Below are 21,135 nucleotides of genomic sequence, written 5' to 3' on the forward strand. Positions count from 1 at the left end.
GAGCTGTCTCCTTTCGGCACGCTGTCTGAGCGCGCGGATCACAGGCCGTCCAACGCGTTCCTGAGGCGGCGCAGGAGGCTGAGGTCGGGGCCGGTGGACGTATCCGCGGGCGGGGCGGCCCCGGTGCCGGGCCGCCTCGGTGGCCGCCGGGTCGGCGCCACGATGCCCGCGGCGGCGAGACGGCGGACGTCGACGAGCGTGTGGAAGGCGGGACGGCCAAGAAGGCGCGAGATGTCGGCCACCGTGCACACCCCGTCGACGTGTTCGAGGACCGCGCGCTGCCGCCGCGACACGTTCGCGTCGAGCGCGCGAGGAGTCCGTACGAGCGGTTCGGTGTCCGCCTCCCCCTCCGGCCAGATCTCGTGCAGCAGCTCCCGTCGGCGCGATGCCTCACGCTGCACCGCGCCGACCGGCACGGGGCGTACGGCTCCCATCCAGTGGGCGACCCCGGACCGGAAGCGGGCCGGGCCGCCGTCCGGGGCGAGGACGAAGAACGCCGCGTCGTACAGCGCCCCGAGGTGGCACAGTTCCAGCGCCCCCTCGGGGAAGCGGCCGCTGTCCACCAGAAACCGCCCCACCCGCTGTTCGGGTCCGGCTTCGTCAAGGGCGTGCCGCCACTCCTCGGCGGACAGGGCGCCGCCCGCGGTGAGCAGCAGCCCGAGATCGGGCGTCTCCGGGCTCTCCGCGTGGATGACACGTCCGCCTGCGAGATGCAGCGTGCCCCGCTCCCGCATGAAGGAGCCGGTGGCCTTCTCTGCGGCGAGCCGGTGGAGCATGGGCGAGTCGCCCGGGGCGCTGTCGGCGGTGGGCGCGGGGCGCCGCAGGGGCAGGCTGGGAGTCAGTGCCCGCAAGGCGCTCACCCCAGCACCAGTTGCCGCGCCATCTCGCCCAGCCGGATGCGGGCGAGGGCGAGATTGCCCTCCGTACGGCCGAGCCACAGATGCAGAAAGACACTGCTGTCGAAGGTGGTGCGGACGAACTGGAGCACGTGGTAGCTGTCCCGGTTGCTGACGATCAGATCGTGCACGGGAGTGCCGTCGTCGGGCCCGCCGGACTCGTCGGACCAGTCGGAGCCGTCGGCGGGGGCGAAGGACGGGTATTCCGCCGCCATCCGCGCGAGTTCCGCCGCCTCGGCCGCCGTGGCCTCGTGGTCGCCGCTCGGCGACTCCCCGACCGTGCCCAGGGCCAGACCGCTGGTCCAGTCGACCACGGCGGCACCCCGGGCGCCGGGCAGTTTCATGGCCTCCAGCAGACACTCATCGATTCCGGGCACCGTGACATCCCTCCCCGTGGGCGTCGAATGGATATGGAGAACCTAGACTCCGCATGTGGGGGAATTGTGAAGGCACGGGTAAACTTCTGTGGAACCTGTGACCAATGAGTAGCCGCTGTGCGGAGTTACCGTGACGAGGGTCACGCCTCGATGCGTTCCACCCGGTCGATGAGCAGCGCGTACGCCACCAGCCCCACGGCGACGACGATGCCGATGTAACCGAGCGCCCAGGCGAAGGAGCCGGTCGCGTCGACGATGAAGCCGATGACGAGCGGGGTGAGCACACCGCCCGCGTTGGCCATGAAGTTGAAGACGCCGCCGCCGGTGCCGGTGAGCCGCCGAGGAACGGAGTCCGCGAACAGCGCCCAGCTGTTCTGCATCAACCCCTGCGCGAAGAACGCGATCGACATGAAGGTGATCACCAGCGGGGCGGAGTCGGTGAAGTTCGCGCAGACGATGATCGAGGCGAGTACGAAGCCGATCATCACCGGAAGCTTGCGGGCGACCGTACGGGACCGGCCGTTGTTCAGCATCCGGTCCGACCAGGCGCCGCCCGCCAGCGTGCCGACCAGCGCCGCGAGGTAGGGCGCGGAGGCCCAGAACCCGGCCTTGATGATGCCCATCCCCTTCTCCTCCACCAGATAGCTGGGGAACCAGGTGAGGAAGAAGAAGAGGACGGAGGCGCTGGCGAACTGCCCGATGTACATGCCCCACAGCCGCTTGTTGGTGAACAGCACCCGCAGATCGGCGCGCAGGGTGGAGAGTTCCGCCTCGGAGGCCTTTTCGGCGGCGTCGGACGGCTCCCGCTCGTCGGCCTGCTGGATGTGAGCCAGTTCCCGGGTGCTCACCTTCGGGCTCTGCTCGGGACGGTCGTACACCCGGCGGAACCAGACGACGGAGAAGAGCAGCCCGATCGCCCCGGTGACCAGGAACACCGAGCGCCAGCCGAAGTGGACGGTGAGCAGCGACAGTACGGGCGCGGCGACCGCGAGCCCGATGTACTCGCCGGAGGTGTACGTGGCGGTGGCACGGCCGCGCTCGCTGCCCGGGAACCAGTTGACGACCAGCCGGTTGTTGGACGGGAACGCCGGTGCCTCGAAGGCGCCGAGCGCGACCCGGACGCCGACGAGCGAGCCGAAACCGCGCGAGAGGACGACGGCGGCGGTCGCGAGGGACCAGCCGATCAGGGCGTACCCGAAGGCCAGCTTGGCGCCGACCTTGTCGATGAGACGGCCGGTGGGGATCTGCAGCAGCAGATAGGCCCAGCCGAAGGAGGAGAGCAGGATGCCCTGCTGGGTGGCGGTGAGGTGGAGGTCGTCCTTGATGTGCGGGAGGGCGACCGAAAGGTTCGTGCGGTCCAGGTAGTTGATCGCGGTGATGATGAAGAGGGAGGTGAGCAGCCCGTAGCGGGCCCGGCTGACGGCCGGGCGGGCGGAGTCGGGGACGAGGGGTGGGGGCGCGGCGGTGGCGGGCGTGCCGGTGGTGCTCATGGTGAGACTCCTTCGTCTCCAGATGCCATGGGGGACGGGGCTCGAAGGGGGGACGGGGGGCAAAGAAGGGGATGGGCCCAAAGGGGGACGGGCCCAAAGGGGGACGGGGCCCAAAGGGGGACGGGGCCCAAAGGGGGACGGGGTTCAGTCGGCGGGGGTGAGCGAGATCCAGGTCTTGCCCGCGCGTTCACGGGCCCCGGCGAACGCCTCCTGCGCGCGCTCCAGCGGGAAGCGGGCGTCGATCGAGTCGCCGGGCCGTACCGCGCCCGAGGCGATGTCGGCCAGCGCGGCGGTGAAGTCGCCGGGATGGTCGTAGATGAGCGAGCCGCGGAGGGTGAGCTGTGCGCGGACGAGCTGGTTGAGGGTGAGCGGCAGCGGGTCGGCGCCCAGCCCGACCAGGACGAACGTGGCGCCCGGCGCCGTACGCTCCAGCGCGGCGCGCAGCGCGGCGTCGGCGCCGGACGACTCGAAGACGTACCCGAACCCGCCCTCGCCCTCGGCCGCCGCGCGGGCGCCCAGCTCCACGGCGCGCGCCAGGCGCGCCGGATGGGGTTCGACGACGGCCGGGCGTACACCGATGGCCAGCAGCGCCTGGCAGAGCAGCAGCCCCTGGGCACCCGCGCCGACGACGAGGGTCTTGTCGTCGGCGGTGACGCCGCCACGGCGTACGGCGGTACGGGCCACCGTGTACGGCTCGGCGCACGCCAGGTCGACGGCGCGGGCGGAGTCGGGGACGGGGTGGGCGAAGGGGGCGGGGACGGCGACGCGCTCGGCGAGGAGGCCGGGGGCGTTCATGCCGACGATGGTGCGCTTTGCGCAGGCGGAGGTGAGTCCGCGGGCGCAGTCGGGGCACTGGAGGCAGGCGTAGTTGGGCTCGATGACGACGCGCGTCCCGGGGGCGGGGGCTGCCCGGTCCGCGGCGGCCTGGGCGCCGGTCGCGACGACGCGGCCGAAGCCTTCGTGGCCGACCACCCAGGGGAGGGCGGGAGGCTGCCGCGCGCCATCGAAGACGGCCAGGTCGGAACCGCAGATACCCATCCCGTCGAGCTGGACGAGGACATCGTGGGGGCCGCATACGGGCTCCGGCCAGTCATCGGCGATGTGGAGGCGGCGGGGTGCGGTGAGAACGGCTGCTTTCACCGTGACTCCTGACATTGGTCCGCTGAATGGACCCGGAGGTCCGAGTGACGGTGACGATAGGACGTATGCTGAGCATCGACAAGAGGTTGCGGGCGAGTATCCGCGATGTGACACGGCCCGCGCCCCCGGGTACCGCTCTGACGTGCCCGGACGCCCGCGGCGCCACCGAGGTCACTGGTCCGCGCAGCGGACCTGGGCCCATACTGGGGCCGTCGGTGGACCAGCCGGCGGACCGGGGCGAGGAGTGGCGGCATGAGCAAGGGCGGGACGTCGGAGGACACGGGGGCCGGCGGCAACCGCGACAGCGGCGGTGCGAGTGACAGCGGCGGCGGCAACGGGGGCATGAGGACCGTCCAGCGGACCATCGATGTCCTCGGCCTGTTCAGCGAGCACCGCCCCGCCCTGTCCATCCGCGAGATCGTCGAGGCCAGCGGGCTGCCGAAGACGACCGTCCTGCGCATCCTGCAGACCCTGCGCCTCAACGGACTGCTCTGGCTCGACGAACACGGCCGCTACACCGCCGGGCCCACCTTCCTCCGGTGGGTCCGCATGGCGGACCAGGGCTGGCGGCTGCCCGCCCCCGCCCGGCGGGCCCTGCGCGAGCTGGCCGCCGAACACCGGGAGACGGTGCATCTGTACGTGCGGCGCGATGTGCACCGCGTCTGCGTCGCCCAGGAGGAGGGGCCGCAGGCGCTGCGCCACATCGTGCAGGTCGGGGACGAACTGCCGCTGTGGGCGGGCGGCCCCTCCAAGGTGCTGCTCCTGGGCGCCGACGACGCCCTCCTGGACCGGATCGCCCGCCGCTCCCCCAGCGGCCCGGACCACGCCGATACGCTGCGCCGCTGGGCGGCGGAGACGGCCCGCCAGGGGTACGCGGCGAGCCACGGCGAGCACGAGGAGGGGCTGTCCTCGGTGGCCGTCCCGGTCCGGGGGCGGGGCGGCGAGGTGGTCGCGGCGCTCTCCTTCGGCGGCCCGTCGGCGCGCTTCACGCCGGAGCGGCTGCCGAGGTTCGTGGCCTCGCTCTCGGGCGCGGCCCGCACGGTGGCGGGCGGCCTGGGCGCGCTGCCGACGGAGGGCTGACCAGGGGTTTCACCCCGTAGAGCCCGCGACAGGGCCGCGGCCGGGGCCTACGACCTCAGCTCCTCCGCCGCGTCCGCCACCCGCCCGATCAGCCGCAGCAGCAGCTCCCGCTCGCCCTCGTCCAGCGGCGCCAGGAACACCCGGTTCATCCGCGCCGTCCGCGTCACCAGCTTCCGGTGCAGCCGCACGCCCTCGTCAGTCAGCTTGAGGACGTTGCGGCGCCCGTCGCGCGGGTCGCGGACCCGCTCCAGGAGGCCTCGGCGGCCGAGCCGGGCGACCACGTCGGCGATCGTGGAACGGTCCAGGTGGACGTGTTCACTCAGGGTGCGCTGATCGATGTCCGGCTTCTCGACCAGCGCGTTGAGCACCGCGAACTGCGGCGATGTGGTCTCCTCGGAGACCATCGCGCCCCACAGCAGCGAGTGCGCCTGCTGAAGTCGGCGGGCCAGATGCCCGGGGTGAGTGTTGAGATCGACCGCACCCATGCCCTGACCTCCCGGCGCCCCGCCTTTGGTTCGTGTACTGAATGATTCTGCCCTGTGGAAGCACCAGTGTCGAGCGGCCCATCTTCGCCCTAGACTCCCTTGACGAGCGCCCCGAGCGATGGGACCGTTCGGGAACGCCAAGAAAATAGTCAGCACACTGAGCATTCCGAAACCGCGTGCGAACGTGTGCGATCACCGCGGAGTGACGATGGCCGACATTCGAAGCCTGCACGACGCCGTGGCGGACCTCATCCACGACGGGGACACCGTCGCGATGGAAGGTTTCACCCACCTGATCCCGTACGCCGCCGCGCACGAGGTCATCCGCCAGGGCATCACCGACCTCACCCTCGTCCGCATGACCCCCGACGTCGTCTACGACCAGCTCATCGGCGCCGGACTCGTCCGCAAGCTGGTCTTCTCCTGGGGCGGAAACCCCGGCGTCGGCTCGCTGCACCGGTTCCGCGACGCCGTCGAGAACGGCTGGCCACGGCCGCTGGAGCTGGACGAGCACAGCCACGCGGGCATGGCCAACCGTTACGTCGCGGGCGCGTCCAAGCTGCCCTTCGCCGTACTGCGCGGTTACCGAGGCAGCGACATCCCGACCCGTACGGACACCATCTCCACCGTCACCTGCCCCTTCACCGGTGAGGAGCTGGCCGCCGTCGCCGCCCTCAACCCGGACGTCACGGTGATCCACGCCCAGCAGGCCGACCGCGCGGGCAACGTCCAGCTGTGGGGGCTGACCGGGGTGCAGAAGGAAGCCGCGCTCGCGGCGAACCGGGTGCTGGTGACGGTCGAGGAGATCGTCGAGGAGCTGGAGCCGCGGCCGGGCGGGATCGTCCTGCCGACCTGGGTGATCGACGCGGTCTCGGTGGTCCCCGGCGGGGCACACCCCTCGTACGCCACCGGGTACTCGGTGCGCGACAACGGCTTCTACCAGGCATGGGACCCGATCGCCCGGGACCGCGAGGCGTTCACGCAGTGGATCGAGGAGAACGTGCGTACCGAAAAGGCTGCCGTCCGATGACCGAAAGCACCGCGAGCACCGCGAGCACCCCTGACTTCACTCGCGACGAGCTGATGGAGGTCAACGCGGCCCGCGCGCTGGCCGGGGCCAAGACCTGCTTCGTCGGCATCGGCCTGCCCAGCACGGCCGCCAACCTCGCCCGCGCCACCGTCAACCCCGGCCTGGTCCTCATCTACGAGTCCGGCACCATCGGTTCCAAGCCGACCCGGCTCCCGCTGTCCATCGGCGACGGCGAACTCGCGGAGACCGCCGACTCCGTGATCCCGGTGCCCGAGATGTTCAACTACTGGCTCCAGGGCGGCCGGATCGACGTCGGGTTCCTGGGCGCCGCCCAGGTCGACCGCTACGCCAACATCAACACCACCATCGTGGACCGCGGCCCGGACAAGCCCGAGGGCCGCCTGCCCGGCGCGGGCGGCGCCCCCGAGATCGCCTCCAACTGCGGCCAGGTGCTCATGGTGCTGCGCCACTCCACCCGCAACTTCGTGCGGAAGCTCGACTTCGTCACCACCATGGGCCACGGCAGCGGCCCCGGCGACCGCACCAAGCTCGGCATGCCCGGCGCGGGCCCGGTCGCCGTCATCACCGACCTCGGCGTGCTGCGCCCCGACCCGGCCACCGCCGAACTGACGCTGACCGAGCTGCACCCGGGCGTCACCGTCGAGCAGGTACGGGCCGCCACCAGCTGGGAGCTGACGGTCGCCGACACCGTGACCACCACCGAGCCGCCGACCCCCGACGAACTGGCGGCGCTGCGCGCCCTCAAGGCCGCCGGAAAGGACGCATGATGACCGCCCTGCGTGACGTCTACATCGTCGACGCCGTCCGCACGCCCATCGGCAAATACGGCGGCGCGCTCGCGGGGGTGCGCCCCGATGACCTCGCCGCGCATGTCATCCGCGGCCTGGTCGACCGTACGCCCGCGCTCGACCCGGCCCGTATCGACGACGTCTACCTCGGCAACGCGAACGGCGCGGGCGAGGACAACCGCGATGTCGCCCGCATGGCCGTCCTGCTCGCCGGGCTCCCGGTCACCGTGCCCGGCGCGACCGTCAACCGGCTGTGCGCCTCCGGTCTGGAGGCCGTGCTGCAGGCGGCCCGCGCCATCGCCACCGGCGACGCGCATATCGCCCTCGCGGGCGGCGTGGAATCCATGTCACGCGCCCCTTGGGTGCTGCAAAAGCCGGAGCGCGCGTTCCCCGCCGGGCATCAGCAGATGTACTCCACCACCCTCGGCTGGCGCATGACGAACCCCGACATGCCGCCCGAGTGGACCGTCGCCCTCGGCGAGGGCGCCGAACTGATCGCCGACAAGCACGGCATCACCCGCGACGCCCAGGACGCCTTCGCGCTCGCCAGCCACGAGAAGGCGGCGCGGGCGTGGAAGGACGGCGCGTACGAGGCCGAGGTGCTGCCGTACCCGGACACCGGCCTGCTCCGCGACGAAACCATCCGCGACACGACGTCGATGGAGTCGCTCGCCAAGCTGAAGCCCGCCTTCCGTAAGCCGGGCGGCACGGTCACCGCGGGCAACGCCTCCCCGCTCAACGACGGCGCCGCCGCCCTGCTGCTCGTGGACGACGAGGGGTTGAAGGCCACCGGACGCGAACCCCTGGCCCGCATCGGCGCCTCCGCCGTCACCGGCATCGAGCCGCAGTACTTCGGCCTCGGCCCCGTCGAGGCCGTACGCCGCGCCCTCGCCAAGGCGGGCCGTTCCTTCGCCGATCTGACCACGCTGGAGCTGAACGAGGCCTTCGCCGCCCAGGCGCTCGGCTGCCTCGCCGAATGGCCCGGCCTCGACCCCGCCCTGGTCAACCCGCGCGGCGGCGCCATCGCCATCGGCCACCCCCTCGGTGCCTCCGGCGCCCGCCTCGCCGGAGGCGTCGCCCACCAGCTCGCCGCCGCGGGCTCGGGCACGGGCGTGGCGTCCCTGTGCATCGGCGTCGGACAGGGCCTCGCCCTCGTCCTTGAGCGGTAACCCGTCCCCGGCCGGGAACTCGTCCTCGAAAGGTAAGGCGCACGCTCCCCATGACACTCACGCAAGCCGACATCGACCGCGAACTCGCCGACAGCCGCGCCGCCTACGACAAGGCGCGCGCCGATGGCGCCCCCGCCGCCAACCACCCCGCGCGCGACTTCGCCCCGTACCGCAGCAGCGTGCTGCGCCACCCGAAGCAGCCGCTGGTCGCCGTGCAGGGCGACCCCGAGACCGTCGAACTGCACACGCCCGTCTTCGGCCACACCGACATCACCGACATCGACAGCGACCTCACCATCCAGCACCAGGGCGAACCGCTCGGCGAGCGCATCACCGTCTCCGGCCGCCTGCTGGACAGCCACGGACGGCCGGTGCGCGGCCAGCTCATCGAGCTGTGGCAGGCCAACGCGGCCGGTCGTTACGCCCACCTCCGCGACCAGCACCCGGCGCCCCTCGACCCCAATTTCACCGGCGTCGGGCGGACGTTGACCGGCGACGACGGCTCCTACCGCTTCACCACCATCAAGCCCGGCGCCTATCCGTGGCGCAACCACGAGAACGCGTGGCGCCCGGCGCACCTCCACTTCTCCCTCTTCGGTACGGCGTTCACCCAGCGCCTCATCACCCAGATGTACTTCCCCGGCGATCCGCTCTTCGCCTACGACCCGATCCTCCAGTCCGTGACGGACGAATCGGCGCGGCAGCGGCTCGTGGCCACCTATGACCACGCGCTGTCCCAGTCGGAGTGGTCGCTGGGCTACCGCTGGGACATCGTGCTGGACGGGCCGTCGGCCACCTGGATCGAGGAAGGCCGCTGATGCCCCAGCTCTCCCCCACCCCCTCCCACACCGTCGGCCCCTTCTACGGCTACGCGCTCCCCTTCCCCGGCGGCGGCGACCTCGCCCCCGTGGGCCACCCCGACGCCATCACCGTGCACGGCCGGGTCTACGACGGCGCGGGCGCGCCCGTGCCGGACGCGCTGATCGAGCTGTGGCAGGCGGGCCCGGACGGCTCGCTGTCCGGCGCGCCCGGATCGATGCGCCGCGACCCGGTGACCGGCGGCTTCGCCGGGCGCAACGGCGTCGACTTCACCGGCTTCGGCCGCATCGCCACCGACGCCGACGGCCACTGGACGGCCCGTACGCTGCGCCCCGGCGGCCCGGCCGCCCCGGCCACCCCGTACATCAGCGTGTGCGTCCACGCGCGTGGGCTGCTGCACCACCTCTACACGCGCCTGTACCTCCCCGAGGACGCGCGGCCGGATGCCGCCGACCCGCTCCTCGCCGCGCTGGATCCGGCGCGGCGGGAGACGCTGGTGGCGACGGCGGAGCCCCAGCCGGGGACGTACCGCTTCGACATCCGCCTGCAGGGTGAGGGAGAGACGGTTTTCCTTGAGTTCAGGTAGTTCAGGCAGTTCAGGTAGCGACGACGTGGGGCTGCTGGCTCCCGCACGGGTCGGCTCGGCGGTCGAGGAGGCCTCCGGCGATACGGCCTTCCTCCAGGCCATGCTCGACGCCGAGGCCGCCCTCGCCCGGGCGCTGGCCCCGGCCGGGGCGGCGGCCGTGGTGACGGACGCGGCGCGCGCCGGGCTGTACGACGTACGCGACCTCGCCCAGCGGGCCCGTTCCGGCGGCAACCCCGTCATCCCGCTGGTCGCCGACCTCACCGCGGCGGTGGCCCGTACGGACCGTGACGCCGCGGCGTACGTCCACCGGGGCGCGACCAGCCAGGACATCGTGGACACCGCCACCATGCTGGTCGTGGCCCGCGCCCTGCCGCTGATCGTCGCCGACCTCGACCGTACGGCGGCGGAGCTGGCGCGGCTCGCCGCCGCCCACCGCGCCACGCCCATGCCGGGCCGCACCCTCACCCAGCACGCCGTCCCCACCACCTTCGGCCTCAAGGCGGCGGGCTGGCGCTCGCTGGTGTTGGACGCCCGCGACCGGCTCACCGCCCTGCGCCCGGTCGCCCAACTGGGCGGTGCGGCGGGCACACTGGCCGCCTTCGACGACGGCATCCCGCTGCTGGCCCGCTTCGCGGCGGAAACCGGCCTCGCCGAACCCGACCTGCCGTGGCACACCCTCCGCACCCCCATCGCCGACCTGGGCTCCACGCTCGCCTTCACCGTCGGCGCGCTGGGCAAGATGGCCGCCGATGTGCTGGTCCTGTCCCGTACGGAGATCGGCGAGGTGGCGGAGGGGTCGGGCGGTGGCTCGTCCGCGATGCCGCACAAGTCCAACCCGGTGCGCGCCACCCTCATCGCCTCCGCCGCCCGCCAGGCTCCCGGCCTCGCCGCCACGCTGCTCGGCGCGCTCGCCGCCGAGGACGAACGCCCCGGCGGGGCGTGGCACGCCGAGTGGCAGCCCCTGCGGGACCTGCTGCGGCTGGCGGGCGGCGGCGCCCGCGACGCCGCGGAACTCGCCTCCGGCCTGCGGGTCTTCCCCGACCGCATGGCCGCGAACCTGCACCTGACGGACGGCCTGATCGTGAGCGAACGGCTCATCGCGGCCCTCACGCCGACGCTTGGCCGCGCGGGCGCGAAGCGGCTCCTGACGGAGGCGGCGCGGGATGGCAGGCCGCTGTCCGAAGCCCTGTCGGACGCGCTGCCCCCCGGCCGCCTACGCGACCTGACCGACCCCACCACCTACGTGGGCGAGGCCCCCACCCTGGTAGACCGCGCCCTACGCCGCGATGCGTAACGCCTGGCGGCGGGCCTGTCCCCACCCCGCCCCTTCCCGAACCGGGGCTCCGCCCCAAACCCCGCTCCTCAAACGCCGGAGGGGCTGGACGGTTGTGGGCAATCGTTCCGCCAGGGCGGAACGGGTGGGCACAACCCACCCACCGGCCCGCACCCGGCGACGAGACCCCAGGCGCACCCACCCGCGCCCGCACCCCGCAGCGCCCTTGGTTCGGGAAGGGGCGGGGTGGGGAACAAACACCGGCCGCAACCAACCCACCGCACCCCCCGGAGAGCGAACCCCATGACCCCGCACCACCTCCACACCACCCTGGACGGCCCCACCACCGCCCCACCCCTCATCCTCGGCCCCTCCATCGGCACATCCCTCGCCGTCTGGGAACCCCAACTCCCCGCCCTCGCCCGCACCCACCGCACCCTGCGCTGGGACCTCCCGGGCCACGGCGGCTCGCCAGCCACCGCGCTCCCCCACGACGGCAGCGCCACCGTCGCCGACCTCGCCGCACTCGTGCTGCGAAGCGCCGACGCCCACGGCTGGGACCGCTTCGCCTACGCGGGGATCTCCATCGGCGGCGCCGTCGGACTCCACCTCGCCGCGCACCACCCCGACCGCATCTCATCCCTCGCAGTCGTCTGCTCCTCGGCCCACTTCGCCGAGCCCCCCGTCTGGCGGGACCGGGCGAAGCTCGTGCGCGAGCAAGGAACAGAGGTGATGGTGGCGAGCCGCCCAGGGCTCTGGTTCTCGCACGCGTTCGCCGACACCCCCCGCGGCCGCGCCCTGCTCCAGGACCTGCGCGACACCGACCCCGCCGGGTACGCGGCCTGCTGCGACGTCCTCGCCGACTACGACGTACGCACCGCGCTCCCCTCCATCACCGCCCCCACCCTGATCATCGCGGGCCGCGACGACCCGGCCACCCCTCCCCCGCACGCCCGCGAGATCGCGGACGCGGTCCAGGGCGCGAGCCTGGTGGAGGTCGCCCACGCGGCCCACCTCGCCGGGGTGGAGTGCCCGGAGGCGGTCACCTCCGCGCTGGTCACCCACTTCACGAACACGAACACGAGCACGAACACGAGCACGAACACGAAGACGGCCACCGACGATGCCTCCCGCCACACCGCCGGAATGGCCGTCCGCCGCGCCGTCCTCGGCGACGCCCACGTGGACCGCGCGGTGGCCCGTACGACCCCGTTCACCGCCCGCTTCCAGGACTTCATCACCCGCTACGCCTGGGGCGAGATCTGGACCGGCGACGGCCTGGACCGCCGGATGCGCAGCGCCATCACCCTCACCGCGCTCATCGCCCACGGCCACGACACCGAACTGGCCATGCACATCCGCTCCGCGCTCACCAACGGCCTCACCCGCGACGAAATCGGCGAAGTGCTGCTGCAGAGCGCGATCTACTGCGGCGTCCCGGCGGCCAACTCCGCGTTCGCGACCGCCCAGCGCGTCTTCGACGAGATCGACAGCCAAGGCAGCCAAGGCACCCGGGAAGGCTGATATACGGCCGCAACCAATCTGTCGTAATCCCGCCCCATCATTGATCGTTGAGTCTGACGGCGACGCAGAGTCAAGGACATCGAGGGGGCGGCGACATGTCCATCAGCCGTAGGAGACTGCTCGGCACCGGCGGCGGGCTCGTCCTGGCCGGGGCGGCGGGCGCGGGGTGCGGGTCCAACACCGGGCGGGGCGGGGACGACGGAAACGGCAAGCCGACCCTGTCGCAGTGGTACCACCAGTACGGCGAACCCGGCACCGAGCAAGCCGTGAAGCGCTACGCGGACGCCTTCGACGACGCACACGTCGAGGTCCAGTGGCGGCCGGGCAACTACGACCAGCAGACGGCCGCCGCCCTGCTCACCACATCCGGGCCGGACGTCTTCGAGGTCAACGGGCCGACGCTGGACCAGATCCACGGCGGGCAGGTGGTCGATCTGACGGACCTCCTCAAGGAGGCGAAGGACGACATCAATCCGGCCGTCCTCGCGCCCAAGACCTACGAGGGCAAGGTCTGGGCCATCCCGCAAGTGGTCGACATGCAGCTCCTCTACTACCGCACCAGCATGCTGGAGGACGCCGGGGTGGAGCCGCCCCGCACCCTGGACGCGCTGGTCGACGCGGCGAAGAAGCTGACCACGAGAGACGTCAAGGGGCTGTTCCTGGGCAACGACGGCGGCCCCGGCGTCCTCGGCGGGACGCCGCTGCACGCCGCCGGTCTGGAGCTGATCACCGAGGACGGAAAGGTCGGCTTCGACGACCCGGCCGCCGCCCGCGCGCTCGGCAAGGTGCGCCAGCTGTACGCGGAGAAGTCGCTGCTGCTGGGGGCGCCTTCGGACTGGTCGGACCCGGCCGCGTTCACCCAGGGGCTGACGGCCATGCAGTGGTCGGGACTCTGGGCACTGCCGCAGGTCAAGAAAGCGCTGGGGGACGACTTCGGGGTGCTGCCGTTCCCCCAGGAGGGCGCGCACGGGAGGCCCGCGGTGCCGGTGGGGGCGTACGGGGCGGCGGTGAGCGCCCGCAGCCAGCACAAGGAGCTGGCGAAGGCGTTCGTGAAGTGGCTGTGGGTGGAGAAGACGGAGTACCAGGAGGACTTCGCGCTCACCTACGGCTTCCACATCCCGGCCCGGATCTCGCTCGCGCAGAAGGCCGCCAAGCTGCGGCAGGGCGCGGCGGGCGAAGCGGTGCGGTTCGCCACCGAGCACGGCCACGCCGAGCCGCTGCTGTGGACACCGGCGAGCAAGGTGGCGTACCAGGACGCGCTGAGCCGCGTCATCAAGGGCGGCGCGAACCCGGAGAGCGAGCTGCGGACGGTGGTCCGTAAGACGGCGGCGGAGCTGCGCCGCGTACAGAACCCGCAGAAGAAGCGCTGATGCCCACCCGGTTGACCGGGCGTCAGCACCGCACGCTCTGGTTCTGGATCTTCGTCGGCCCCTTCGCCCTCGGCCTGACCCTCTTCACCTACGTCCCGCTCGCCTGGAGCGCCTACCTCAGCTTCTTCGACGCGCACAACACGGTCTCGCCGACCCGCTTCGTCGGCCTCGACAACTACACGGCGATGCTGCGCGACGACGCGTTCACCGGCAGCCTGGTGACGTTCCTGGTCTTCACGGCCTTCATCGTCCCGGCGACCTACGTCCTCTCGCTCTCCCTCGCGCTGATGGTGAACCGGCTGCCGAGGGCGCAGGCGTTCTTCCGGTCGGTGTTCTTCCTTCCCGTGGCGTGCAGTTATGTCGTGGCGGCGCTGATCTGGAAGATGTCGATCTTCAACGGGGTGCGGTTCGGGCTGGCCAACACCGTCCTCGGCTGGTTCGGCGCCGATCAGATCGCCTGGCTGTCGACCACAGAGCCGCCCTGGTACTGGCTGGTGATCGTCACCGTGCGGCTGTGGCTCCAGGCGGGCTTCTACATGGTGCTGTTCCTGGCCGGGCTGCAGCGCGTCTCGCCGCGGCTGTACGAGGCGGCCGCCGTGGACGGGGCGCGACCGGGGTGGCAGGTGTTCCGGCACATCACGTTTCCGCAGCTGCGGGCGACATCGGTCGCGGTGGTGCTGCTGTTGGTGATCAACGCGTTCCAGGCGTTCGACGAGTTCTACAACCTGCTGGCCGACTCGCGCGGCTATCCGCCGTACGCCCGCCCGCCGCTGGTCTACCTCTACTACACGGCGCTCGGGCAGGGGCAGAACCTGGGCCTCGGCAGCGCGGGCGCGGTGATCCTGGCGCTGATCATCGCGGTGGTGACGGTGATCCAGGCGCGCTGGTTCGGCCTGGGCCGGAAGGAGGACTGATGCGCCCCCGCCAACAGAACACAGGTGACCTACGGGACGCCCTGGTCACCGTAGGACGCGCGGTCCGGCTGCTCCTCCTGATCGCCCTCGCGCTGCTGTTCCTGATCCCGTTCTATCTCCTCGTACGCAACGGCCTGTCCAGCGAGGCGGACATCACCTCGCCCGGCTGGACGCTCTTCCCCACTGAGCTGCACTGGTCGAACGTCAGCGAGCTGTTCGACGACCCCAACGTGCCGATGGCGCACGCGCTGCTCAACTCCTCCCTGATCGCCGTCCTCACCACCCTCGGCACCGTGCTGCTCGCCTCACTCGCCGGGTACGGGCTGGCCCGCATCCCGTACGCTCACGCCGACGCCGTCTTCTACTGGATCCTGGGCACCCTCATGGTCCCGGCCGCGGTCACCTTCGTACCGAGCTTCGTGCTGGTCAGCTCGCTGGGCTGGATCTCCACGTTGCGCGGCCTCGTCGTCCCGACGCTGTTCAGCGCGGTCGCGGCGTTCATCTTCCGCCAGTACTTCCTGGGCTTCCCGAGGGAGCTGGAGGACGCGGCGCGGGTGGACGGGCTCGGCTACTGGCGTACGTACTGGCTGGTCGTGGTGCCGAACGCGCGGCCGGTCTTCGCGGCGGTCGGCACGATCGTCTTCATCGGCGCCTGGAACGCCTTCCTGTGGCCGCTGGTCATCGGCCAGGACCGGGAGGCGTGGACGGTCCAGGTCGCGCTGTCGACGTTCACCACGGCTCAGAGCGTCAACCTCCACGAGCTGTTCGTGGCGGCCGCGGTGTCGATCGTGCCGCTGCTGGTCGTCTTTCTCTTCCTCCAGCGCTACATCGTCGCGGGCGTCGAGCGTTCCGGCATCGACGACTGACGCCCCACACCCCGCGACGGCGCCACCGGGACGCCGCCGCGCAGCAGGGCGGCGCCCAGCGGGGTGAGCGTGTGCAGGACGGCGCCGCCCTGGCGCAGCGTGTGGACGAGCCCGGCCTCGCGCAGCACACTGGCGTGCTGGCTGGCCGAGGCGAGCGATACGCCGACCCGGCGGGCGAGTTCGCTCGTCGTACAGCCGCCGCCGACCTCCAGCAGCACCGCCGAGCGGGTGTGCCCGACGAGCTTGCCGAGCGACTTGGTCTGCCCCGGCGCGGCGGGCGCGGCGACCGCTGGCACTCCGGCCCGCGGCGGGGCCGGGACACCGCTCCGGGCGTGCTCGACGGGGTAGACCAGGACCGGGGTCAACTCCGGGTTGAGGTAGGTCACCGGCGTTCTGCGACAGAAGAACGAGGGCAGCAGCAACAGCCCCCGGCCGCGCAGCTCCAGGTCCCGGTCGACGGGATAGTCCACCTCCAGCACGGGCGCCCGCCAGCGCATGGTCGGCGGCAGCGAGGCCAGCAGCCCGTCGGCGCCCCCGTCGAGCAGGGCCCGGCCGCGGGCCGCCCTGTCCGCCTCGATACGGGCCTGGATATGCGGCCAGTACGGTGCGACGACGGCCTCGTGATAGGAGCGCAGCACGCCCACCAGCCGGTCCAGCGGCCGCCGTTCGCCCTGCGCCAGGCCGCGTATCCACCCCGGGAGGGTCCGGGCGGAGGGCAGCCGCTCGATTTCGGAGTGCAGGCGCTCGGCGGGGGTCGCGTGCAGCGCGTCCATGGCGGCATCGCACCCGATTACGCCTTCGGCGGGCGTCAGGAAGTCGGGGAAATAGCCCCGCGACGGAATGAGCGGCGCCAGCAGCCTGCCTTCGCCGTTGAGTCGGTTACGCGCCTCCGAGCGCCATTCCCCGTATACGGTCTCGGCACGGTTCTCGCGCAACCGGTGGAAACTTAAAACGGTCTCCCAGAGCGCGTCCGGGCGGACTGCCATCCGCAGCCGGGCCAGATCGAGTTCACTGAAATGAACACGTAGCACCAGACCCTCACAAGTGACATGGTGACCGGCCCCCCGACCACCGTTGAGTATGCACGGTGGCACGGTCAGTGACCACGCCCTTTTGGCCAGATGTGAAAGGGGCAGCGCTACGACCCGTCCAAGAGGAAAGCTGTTCTCCGGGAAAACCGGACGCGCCGGGGAAACACCACCGACGTCCGTCCGTAATTCAACAGGCGGTGCTCTGGGCCGTATTGCTCGTTCCCGTGGGGGGTGACGAGTGTGCGACGGCGACAGGGCACTTGTTGCCGCCCGATCCGATGCCGGGCGGCAACGGCTCCCGTGGGGGGAGTGAGAGGGGGCGGCACCTCCGCACAAAGGTGCCGTCCCTTCAGCCGTCCCCTCAGCGGTTACTCCCTACGAGACGCGGGACGGTCTCGCTAGCCTGCTCCGCATGCCCGACAACACCACGCCCGCACGGCGCGACGACCGGCCCGAGGAGTCCCGGCGCGCGCGCCTGAGCCGGACGTTCGACGAGGACGCGGAGCTGTACGACCGGGCCCGGCCCGGATATCCGCCGGAGCTGTACGACGACCTCGCGGAACTCGCGGGCGCCCGCCCCGGCAGCCGCGTCCTGGAGGTGGGCTGCGGGACCGGGCAGGCGACGGTGCCGCTGGCCGGTCGGGGCTGCCGGATCACGGCCGTCGAGGCGGGCCCGCACATGGCCGCCGTCGCCCGCCGCAACCTGGCCGGCGCCGGAGCGGTGGAGGTGGTGACGGCGGAGTTCGAGGGCTGGCCACTGCCACCGGAGCCGTTCGACGCGGTCGTCTCGGCGACGGCGTTCCACTGGATCGACCCGGCGGTACGGATCACCAAGGCCGCCGACGCGCTGCGCCCGGGCGGCGCGCTCGCCGTGGTGCGCGGCCAGCATGTGCGGGGCGGCACCGAGGAGTTCTTCGTCGAGGTCCAGCGCTGCTACGAGCGTTTCGACCCGGAGACCCCACCCGGCCTGCGCCCGCCCGAGGCCGCCGGCATCGACGGCTCGGACCACGCGGCGGAGGTGGCCCGAAGCGGCCGGTTCGGCCCCACGGCCTTCCGCCGCTACGAGCAGGACCTCACGTACACGACGTCGGACTACCTGGACCTGCTGCGCACCTACTCCGGCCACCGGGCCCTCCCGGAGGCCGCCAGGAACGGGCTGCTGGGGTGTATCGCGGCCCTGATCGACGGGCGGTACGGGGGCAGGGTGACCAAGCGCTACCTCATCGAGCTGGGCGTGTCCCACCGGCGGTGACACCACCTGACGCAGGTGAAGGGGGCGGCACCTCCGCACAAGGTGCCGCCCCCTTTGAGATCCGGGGCCGTTGCCGGGTGAGGGTGGGTGATCCCCGGCCGGGCCCCGGTGGCCTTATCGGCCCGCCGTCAGCGCCCGTTGGCCGCCGCGCGGCCCGACTCCAGGCGGGCTACGGGGATGCGGAACGGGGAGCAGGAGACGTAGTCCAGGCCCACCTCGTGGAAGAAGTGGACGGACTCCGGGTCGCCGCCGTGCTCCCCGCAGACGCCGAGCTTGAGGTCGGGGCGGGTGGCCCGTCCGGCCTGGGCGGCGGCGCGGACCAGGGAGCCGACGCCGTCCTTGTCGATCGTTTCGAAGGGGCTGACGCCGAAGATGCCCTTCTCCAGGTACGCGGTGAAGAAGCTGCCCTCGACGTCGTCGCGGGAGAAGCCCCACACGGTCTGGGTGAGGTCGTTGGTGCCGAAGGAGAAGAAGTCGGCGGACTCGGCGATCTGAGCGGCGGTCAGCGCGGCCCTGGGCAGCTCGATCATGGTGCCGAGGGAGAGCTTGAGGTCCACGCCGTGGGCGCGCTCGACCTCGGCGATGACCTGCTCGGCCTCCTCGCGGACGATCTCCAGCTCCTGGACGGTGCCCACGAGCGGAATCATGATCTCGGCGCGCGGGTCGCCCTTGGCGTTCCGGCGGGCGGCGGCGGCCTCGGCGATGGCCCGGACCTGCATGGCGAACAGGCCGGGGATGACGAGGCCGAGGCGTACGCCGCGCAGGCCCAGCATCGGGTTCTGCTCGTGCAGCCGGTGGACGGCCTGGAGCAGCCGCAGGTCGTTCTCGTTGTGGTCCTTGCGGGACTCGGCGAGCGCGACGCGCACCGACAGCTCGGTGATGTCGGGCAGGAACTCGTGCAGCGGCGGGTCGAGCAGCCGGACGGTGACGGGCAGCCCGTCCATCGCCTCGAACAGCTCCACGAAGTCCTTCTTCTGGAGCGGCAGCAGCTCGCCGAGGGCGGCGTCGCGCTCCTCCTCGCCGTGGGCGAGGATCAACCGCTCGACCATCTCGCGGCGCTCACCGAGGAACATGTGCTCGGTGCGGCACAGCCCGATGCCCTGGGCACCGAAGCGGCGGGCGCGGGCGGCGTCCTCGGCGTTGTCCGCGTTGGCCCGTACCCGCAGGCGGCGGACCCGGTCCGCGTACGCCATGATCCGGTGGACGGCGCCGATCAGTTCGTCGGCGTCGTCGGCGCCCGCGTGCATCCGGCCCTCGAAGTACTCGACCACCGGGGACGGGACGACCGGGACCTCGCCGAGGTAGACCTTGCCGGAGGAGCCGTCGATCGAGACGACGTCGCCCTCCTCGATGACCAGGTCGTCCTTGCCGTCCGCGCTCGGCACGATCATGCGGCGGCGCTTGGTGTCGACCTCCAGGTCCTCGGCGCCGCACACACAGGTCTTGCCCATGCCGCGGGCGACGACGGCGGCGTGCGAGGTCTTGCCGCCGCGCGAGGTGAGGATGCCCTCGGCGGCGATCATGCCGTCCAGGTCGTCGGGGTTGGTCTCGCGGCGGATGAGGATGACCTTCTCACCGGAGCGGGACCACTTGACGGCGGTGTACGAGTCGAAGACGGCCTTGCCGACGGCGGCGCCCGGGGAGGCGGCGATGCCGCGCCCGATCTTCCGTACGGCGTCGCTCGCCGCGGCCTCGTCGTCGAAGCGCGGGAACATCAGCTGCGCGAGCTGCGCGCCGTTGACCCGGCGCAGCGCCTCGGCCTCGTCGATCAGGCCCTGGTCGACCAGCTGGGTGGCGATCCGGAAGGCGGCACCGGCGGTGCGCTTGCCGACCCGGGTCTGGAGCATCCACAGTTTGCCGCGCTCGATGGTGAACTCGATGTCGCACAGGTCCTTGTAGTGCGTTTCGAGCGTTTCCATGATCTGCATCAGCTCGTCGTACGAGCGCTTGTCGATCTGCTCCAGGTCGGCGAGCGGGACGGTGTTGCGGATGCCCGCGACGACGTCCTCGCCCTGGGCGTTCTGCAGGTAGTCGCCGTAGACGCCCTGGTGGCCGCTGGCCGGGTCGCGGGTGAAGGCGACGCCGGTGCCGGAGTCAGGGCCGAGGTTGCCGAAGACCATGGAGCAGATGTTGACCGCGGTGCCCAGGTCGTGCGGGATGCGCTCCTGGCGGCGGTAGAGCTTGGCGCGGTCGCCGTTCCAGGAGTCGAAGACGGCCCGTACGGCGAGGTCCATCTGCTCGCGCGGCTCCTGCGGGAAGCTGCGACCGGTCTCCTGGGAGACGATCCCCTTGAACTCGGTGACCAGCTTCTTGAGGTCGGCCGCGTCGAGGTCGATGTCGACGGTGACGCCCTTGGCCTGCTTGGCCGCGTCGATGGCCTCCTCGAAGAGGTCGCCGTTCACGCCCAGCACGGTCTTGCCGAACATCTGGATCAGGCGGCGGTAGGAGTCCCAGGCGAACCGGTCGTCGCCCGCCTGCGCGGCGAGCCCGGCGACGGACTCGTCGGAGAGGCCGATGTTGAGGACGGTGTCCATCATCCCGGGCATCGAGAACTTCGCGCCGGAGCGTACGGATACCAGGAGCGGGTCGTCGGCCTGGCCGAGCTTCTTGCCCATCTTCCCTTCGAGGGCTTCGAGGTGCGCACTCACCTCGTCGCGGAGGGCCGCGGGCTCGGTACCGCTGTCGAGGTAGACCTTGCACGCCTCGGTGGTGATGGTGAATCCCGGTGGCACGGGGAGACCGAGATTGGTCATCTCGGCGAGGTTCGCTCCCTTCCCGCCGAGGAGGTCCTTGAGATCCTTGTTGCCCTCGGTGAAGTCGTAAACGAACTTCTGCTGATCTTGTGTTTCCGGCACGGGACTCGATCTCCTCGGCTCGGCTGCCCTGACGGCGGGGAGCGTACCCAGATCGAAGGCTCCTGAGTATGTCCACTCCACCGTCATCGGGCTGTAACCACCCGCCTGCCACGTGTTCGAAAGTGCGCTGCGAAAGGGAGTGGCGCGGGTCACTCCTTCAAGAGTCGAA

Annotated in this window: 19 protein-coding genes; 12 read left to right on the top strand and 7 right to left on the bottom strand. The window is 71.8% G+C overall.

Annotated features, from left to right (window positions below; translation table 11 throughout):
* Positions 1-38: 38 nt before the first annotated feature.
* The 4 genes from ACZ6CL_RS12810 to ACZ6CL_RS12825 form a co-directional block, all read right to left on the bottom strand.
* Positions 39-776 (bottom strand): transcriptional regulator, encoded by a 738-nt coding sequence (locus tag ACZ6CL_RS12810; protein ID WP_468935230.1) that lies wholly within the window; start codon positions 774-776, stop codon positions 39-41.
* Positions 777-856: 80 nt separating this feature from the next.
* Positions 857-1,273 (bottom strand): hypothetical protein, encoded by a 417-nt coding sequence (locus ACZ6CL_RS12815; protein ID WP_468934863.1) that lies wholly within the window; start codon positions 1,271-1,273, stop codon positions 857-859.
* A gap of 140 nt (positions 1,274-1,413) precedes the next feature.
* Complete coding sequence (locus ACZ6CL_RS12820; RefSeq protein WP_468934864.1) at positions 1,414-2,763, bottom strand: MFS transporter; 1,350 nt, start codon at positions 2,761-2,763, stop codon at positions 1,414-1,416.
* 144 nt (positions 2,764-2,907) lie between these two features.
* On the bottom strand, positions 2,908-3,903 hold the full coding sequence (locus ACZ6CL_RS12825; protein WP_468934866.1) for a zinc-dependent alcohol dehydrogenase: 996 nt from the start codon (positions 3,901-3,903) through the stop codon (positions 2,908-2,910).
* A gap of 252 nt (positions 3,904-4,155) precedes the next feature.
* Here ACZ6CL_RS12825 and ACZ6CL_RS12830 point away from each other — a divergent pair, with 252 nt between their 5' ends.
* Positions 4,156-4,983, top strand: coding sequence for an IclR family transcriptional regulator (locus ACZ6CL_RS12830; protein ID WP_468934867.1), 828 nt, complete (start codon positions 4,156-4,158; stop codon positions 4,981-4,983).
* 47 nt (positions 4,984-5,030) lie between these two features.
* Here the strand turns inward: ACZ6CL_RS12830 and ACZ6CL_RS12835 are convergent, their stop codons facing one another.
* The gene (locus ACZ6CL_RS12835; protein WP_391169512.1) at positions 5,031-5,468 is read right to left on the bottom strand and encodes a MarR family winged helix-turn-helix transcriptional regulator; all 438 of its coding nucleotides are present in this window, start codon (positions 5,466-5,468) and stop codon (positions 5,031-5,033) included.
* Positions 5,469-5,676: 208 nt separating this feature from the next.
* Between ACZ6CL_RS12835 and ACZ6CL_RS12840 the strand changes: the two genes are divergently transcribed.
* From ACZ6CL_RS12840 to ACZ6CL_RS12885, 10 genes are all read left to right on the top strand, one after another.
* A complete protein-coding gene (locus ACZ6CL_RS12840) occupies positions 5,677-6,498 on the top strand; it encodes a CoA transferase subunit A (RefSeq protein ID WP_450873535.1) in 822 nt (273 codons plus the stop codon).
* On the top strand, positions 6,495-7,286 hold the full coding sequence (locus ACZ6CL_RS12845; protein WP_468934871.1) for a CoA-transferase subunit beta: 792 nt from the start codon (positions 6,495-6,497) through the stop codon (positions 7,284-7,286). The genes ACZ6CL_RS12840 and ACZ6CL_RS12845 overlap by 4 nt, the downstream gene beginning before the upstream one ends.
* Positions 7,283-8,476 carry a thiolase family protein gene (locus ACZ6CL_RS12850; protein WP_468934874.1) on the top strand — a complete coding sequence of 398 codons (1,194 nt, stop codon included), beginning with the start codon at positions 7,283-7,285 and terminating at the stop codon, positions 8,474-8,476. Before ACZ6CL_RS12845 ends, ACZ6CL_RS12850 begins: the two co-directional genes overlap by 4 nt.
* Positions 8,477-8,526: 50 nt before the next feature.
* Entirely contained in the window at positions 8,527-9,294 is a 768-nt protein-coding gene (gene pcaH, locus ACZ6CL_RS12855) for a protocatechuate 3,4-dioxygenase subunit beta (protein ID WP_468934876.1), read from the top strand.
* Entirely contained in the window at positions 9,294-9,881 is a 588-nt protein-coding gene (pcaG, locus tag ACZ6CL_RS12860) for a protocatechuate 3,4-dioxygenase subunit alpha (RefSeq protein WP_468934879.1), read from the top strand. Before pcaH ends, pcaG begins: the two co-directional genes overlap by 1 nt.
* A 25-nt stretch (positions 9,882-9,906) precedes the next feature.
* Positions 9,907-11,175, top strand: coding sequence for a 3-carboxy-cis,cis-muconate cycloisomerase (gene pcaB, locus ACZ6CL_RS12865; protein ID WP_468934882.1), 1,269 nt, complete (start codon positions 9,907-9,909; stop codon positions 11,173-11,175).
* 282 nt (positions 11,176-11,457) lie between these two features.
* Positions 11,458-12,678, top strand: a complete 1,221-nt coding sequence (pcaDC, locus tag ACZ6CL_RS12870) for a bifunctional 3-oxoadipate enol-lactonase/4-carboxymuconolactone decarboxylase PcaDC (protein ID WP_468934885.1) — start codon at positions 11,458-11,460, stop codon at positions 12,676-12,678.
* A 95-nt stretch (positions 12,679-12,773) separates the two neighbouring features.
* Positions 12,774-14,048 carry an ABC transporter substrate-binding protein gene (locus ACZ6CL_RS12875; RefSeq protein ID WP_468934888.1) on the top strand — a complete coding sequence of 425 codons (1,275 nt, stop codon included), beginning with the start codon at positions 12,774-12,776 and terminating at the stop codon, positions 14,046-14,048.
* Positions 14,048-14,962: a carbohydrate ABC transporter permease gene (locus ACZ6CL_RS12880; RefSeq protein WP_468934891.1), complete on the top strand. Its 915-nt coding sequence runs from the start codon at positions 14,048-14,050 to the stop codon at positions 14,960-14,962. Before ACZ6CL_RS12875 ends, ACZ6CL_RS12880 begins: the two co-directional genes overlap by 1 nt.
* Complete coding sequence (locus ACZ6CL_RS12885; protein WP_468934894.1) at positions 14,962-15,828, top strand: carbohydrate ABC transporter permease; 867 nt, start codon at positions 14,962-14,964, stop codon at positions 15,826-15,828. Before ACZ6CL_RS12880 ends, ACZ6CL_RS12885 begins: the two co-directional genes overlap by 1 nt.
* Here the strand turns inward: ACZ6CL_RS12885 and ACZ6CL_RS12890 are convergent.
* Entirely contained in the window at positions 15,786-16,859 is a 1,074-nt protein-coding gene (locus ACZ6CL_RS12890) for an ArsR/SmtB family transcription factor (RefSeq protein WP_468934897.1), read from the bottom strand. The genes ACZ6CL_RS12885 and ACZ6CL_RS12890 overlap by 43 nt on opposite strands.
* A 412-nt stretch (positions 16,860-17,271) precedes the next feature.
* Here ACZ6CL_RS12890 and ACZ6CL_RS12895 point away from each other — a divergent pair, with 412 nt between their 5' ends.
* Positions 17,272-18,111, top strand: coding sequence for a class I SAM-dependent methyltransferase (locus ACZ6CL_RS12895; RefSeq protein ID WP_468934900.1), 840 nt, complete (start codon positions 17,272-17,274; stop codon positions 18,109-18,111).
* 128 nt (positions 18,112-18,239) lie between these two features.
* Here the strand turns inward: ACZ6CL_RS12895 and ppdK are convergent, their stop codons facing one another.
* Positions 18,240-20,966: a pyruvate, phosphate dikinase gene (gene ppdK / locus ACZ6CL_RS12900; RefSeq protein ID WP_468934903.1), complete on the bottom strand. Its 2,727-nt coding sequence runs from the start codon at positions 20,964-20,966 to the stop codon at positions 18,240-18,242.
* Between the last annotated feature and the right edge of the window lie 169 nt (positions 20,967-21,135).

The sequence above is a fragment of the Streptomyces sp. NPDC041200 genome, from assembly GCF_055591805.1.

Bases quoted from the DNA above. Each gene is read 5' to 3' on its own strand.
- ACZ6CL_RS12810 (WP_468935230.1), bottom strand. From the start codon at position 776: ATGCTCCACCGGCTCGCCGCAGAGAAGGCCACCGGCTCCTTCATGCGG.
- ACZ6CL_RS12820 (WP_468934864.1), bottom strand. From the start codon at position 2,763: ATGAGCACCACCGGCACGCCCGCCACCGCCGCGCCCCCACCCCTCGTC.
- ACZ6CL_RS12830 (WP_468934867.1), top strand. From the start codon at position 4,156: ATGAGCAAGGGCGGGACGTCGGAGGACACGGGGGCCGGCGGCAACCGC.
- ACZ6CL_RS12835 (WP_391169512.1), bottom strand. From the start codon at position 5,468: ATGGGTGCGGTCGATCTCAACACTCACCCCGGGCATCTGGCCCGCCGA.
- ACZ6CL_RS12840 (WP_450873535.1), top strand. From the start codon at position 5,677: ATGGCCGACATTCGAAGCCTGCACGACGCCGTGGCGGACCTCATCCAC.
- ACZ6CL_RS12845 (WP_468934871.1), top strand. From the start codon at position 6,495: ATGACCGAAAGCACCGCGAGCACCGCGAGCACCCCTGACTTCACTCGC.
- ACZ6CL_RS12850 (WP_468934874.1), top strand. From the start codon at position 7,283: ATGATGACCGCCCTGCGTGACGTCTACATCGTCGACGCCGTCCGCACG.
- pcaH (WP_468934876.1), top strand. From the start codon at position 8,527: ATGACACTCACGCAAGCCGACATCGACCGCGAACTCGCCGACAGCCGC.
- pcaG (WP_468934879.1), top strand. From the start codon at position 9,294: ATGCCCCAGCTCTCCCCCACCCCCTCCCACACCGTCGGCCCCTTCTAC.
- pcaDC (WP_468934885.1), top strand. From the start codon at position 11,458: ATGACCCCGCACCACCTCCACACCACCCTGGACGGCCCCACCACCGCC.
- ACZ6CL_RS12875 (WP_468934888.1), top strand. From the start codon at position 12,774: ATGTCCATCAGCCGTAGGAGACTGCTCGGCACCGGCGGCGGGCTCGTC.
- ACZ6CL_RS12880 (WP_468934891.1), top strand. From the start codon at position 14,048: ATGCCCACCCGGTTGACCGGGCGTCAGCACCGCACGCTCTGGTTCTGG.
- ACZ6CL_RS12885 (WP_468934894.1), top strand. From the start codon at position 14,962: ATGCGCCCCCGCCAACAGAACACAGGTGACCTACGGGACGCCCTGGTC.
- ACZ6CL_RS12895 (WP_468934900.1), top strand. From the start codon at position 17,272: ATGCCCGACAACACCACGCCCGCACGGCGCGACGACCGGCCCGAGGAG.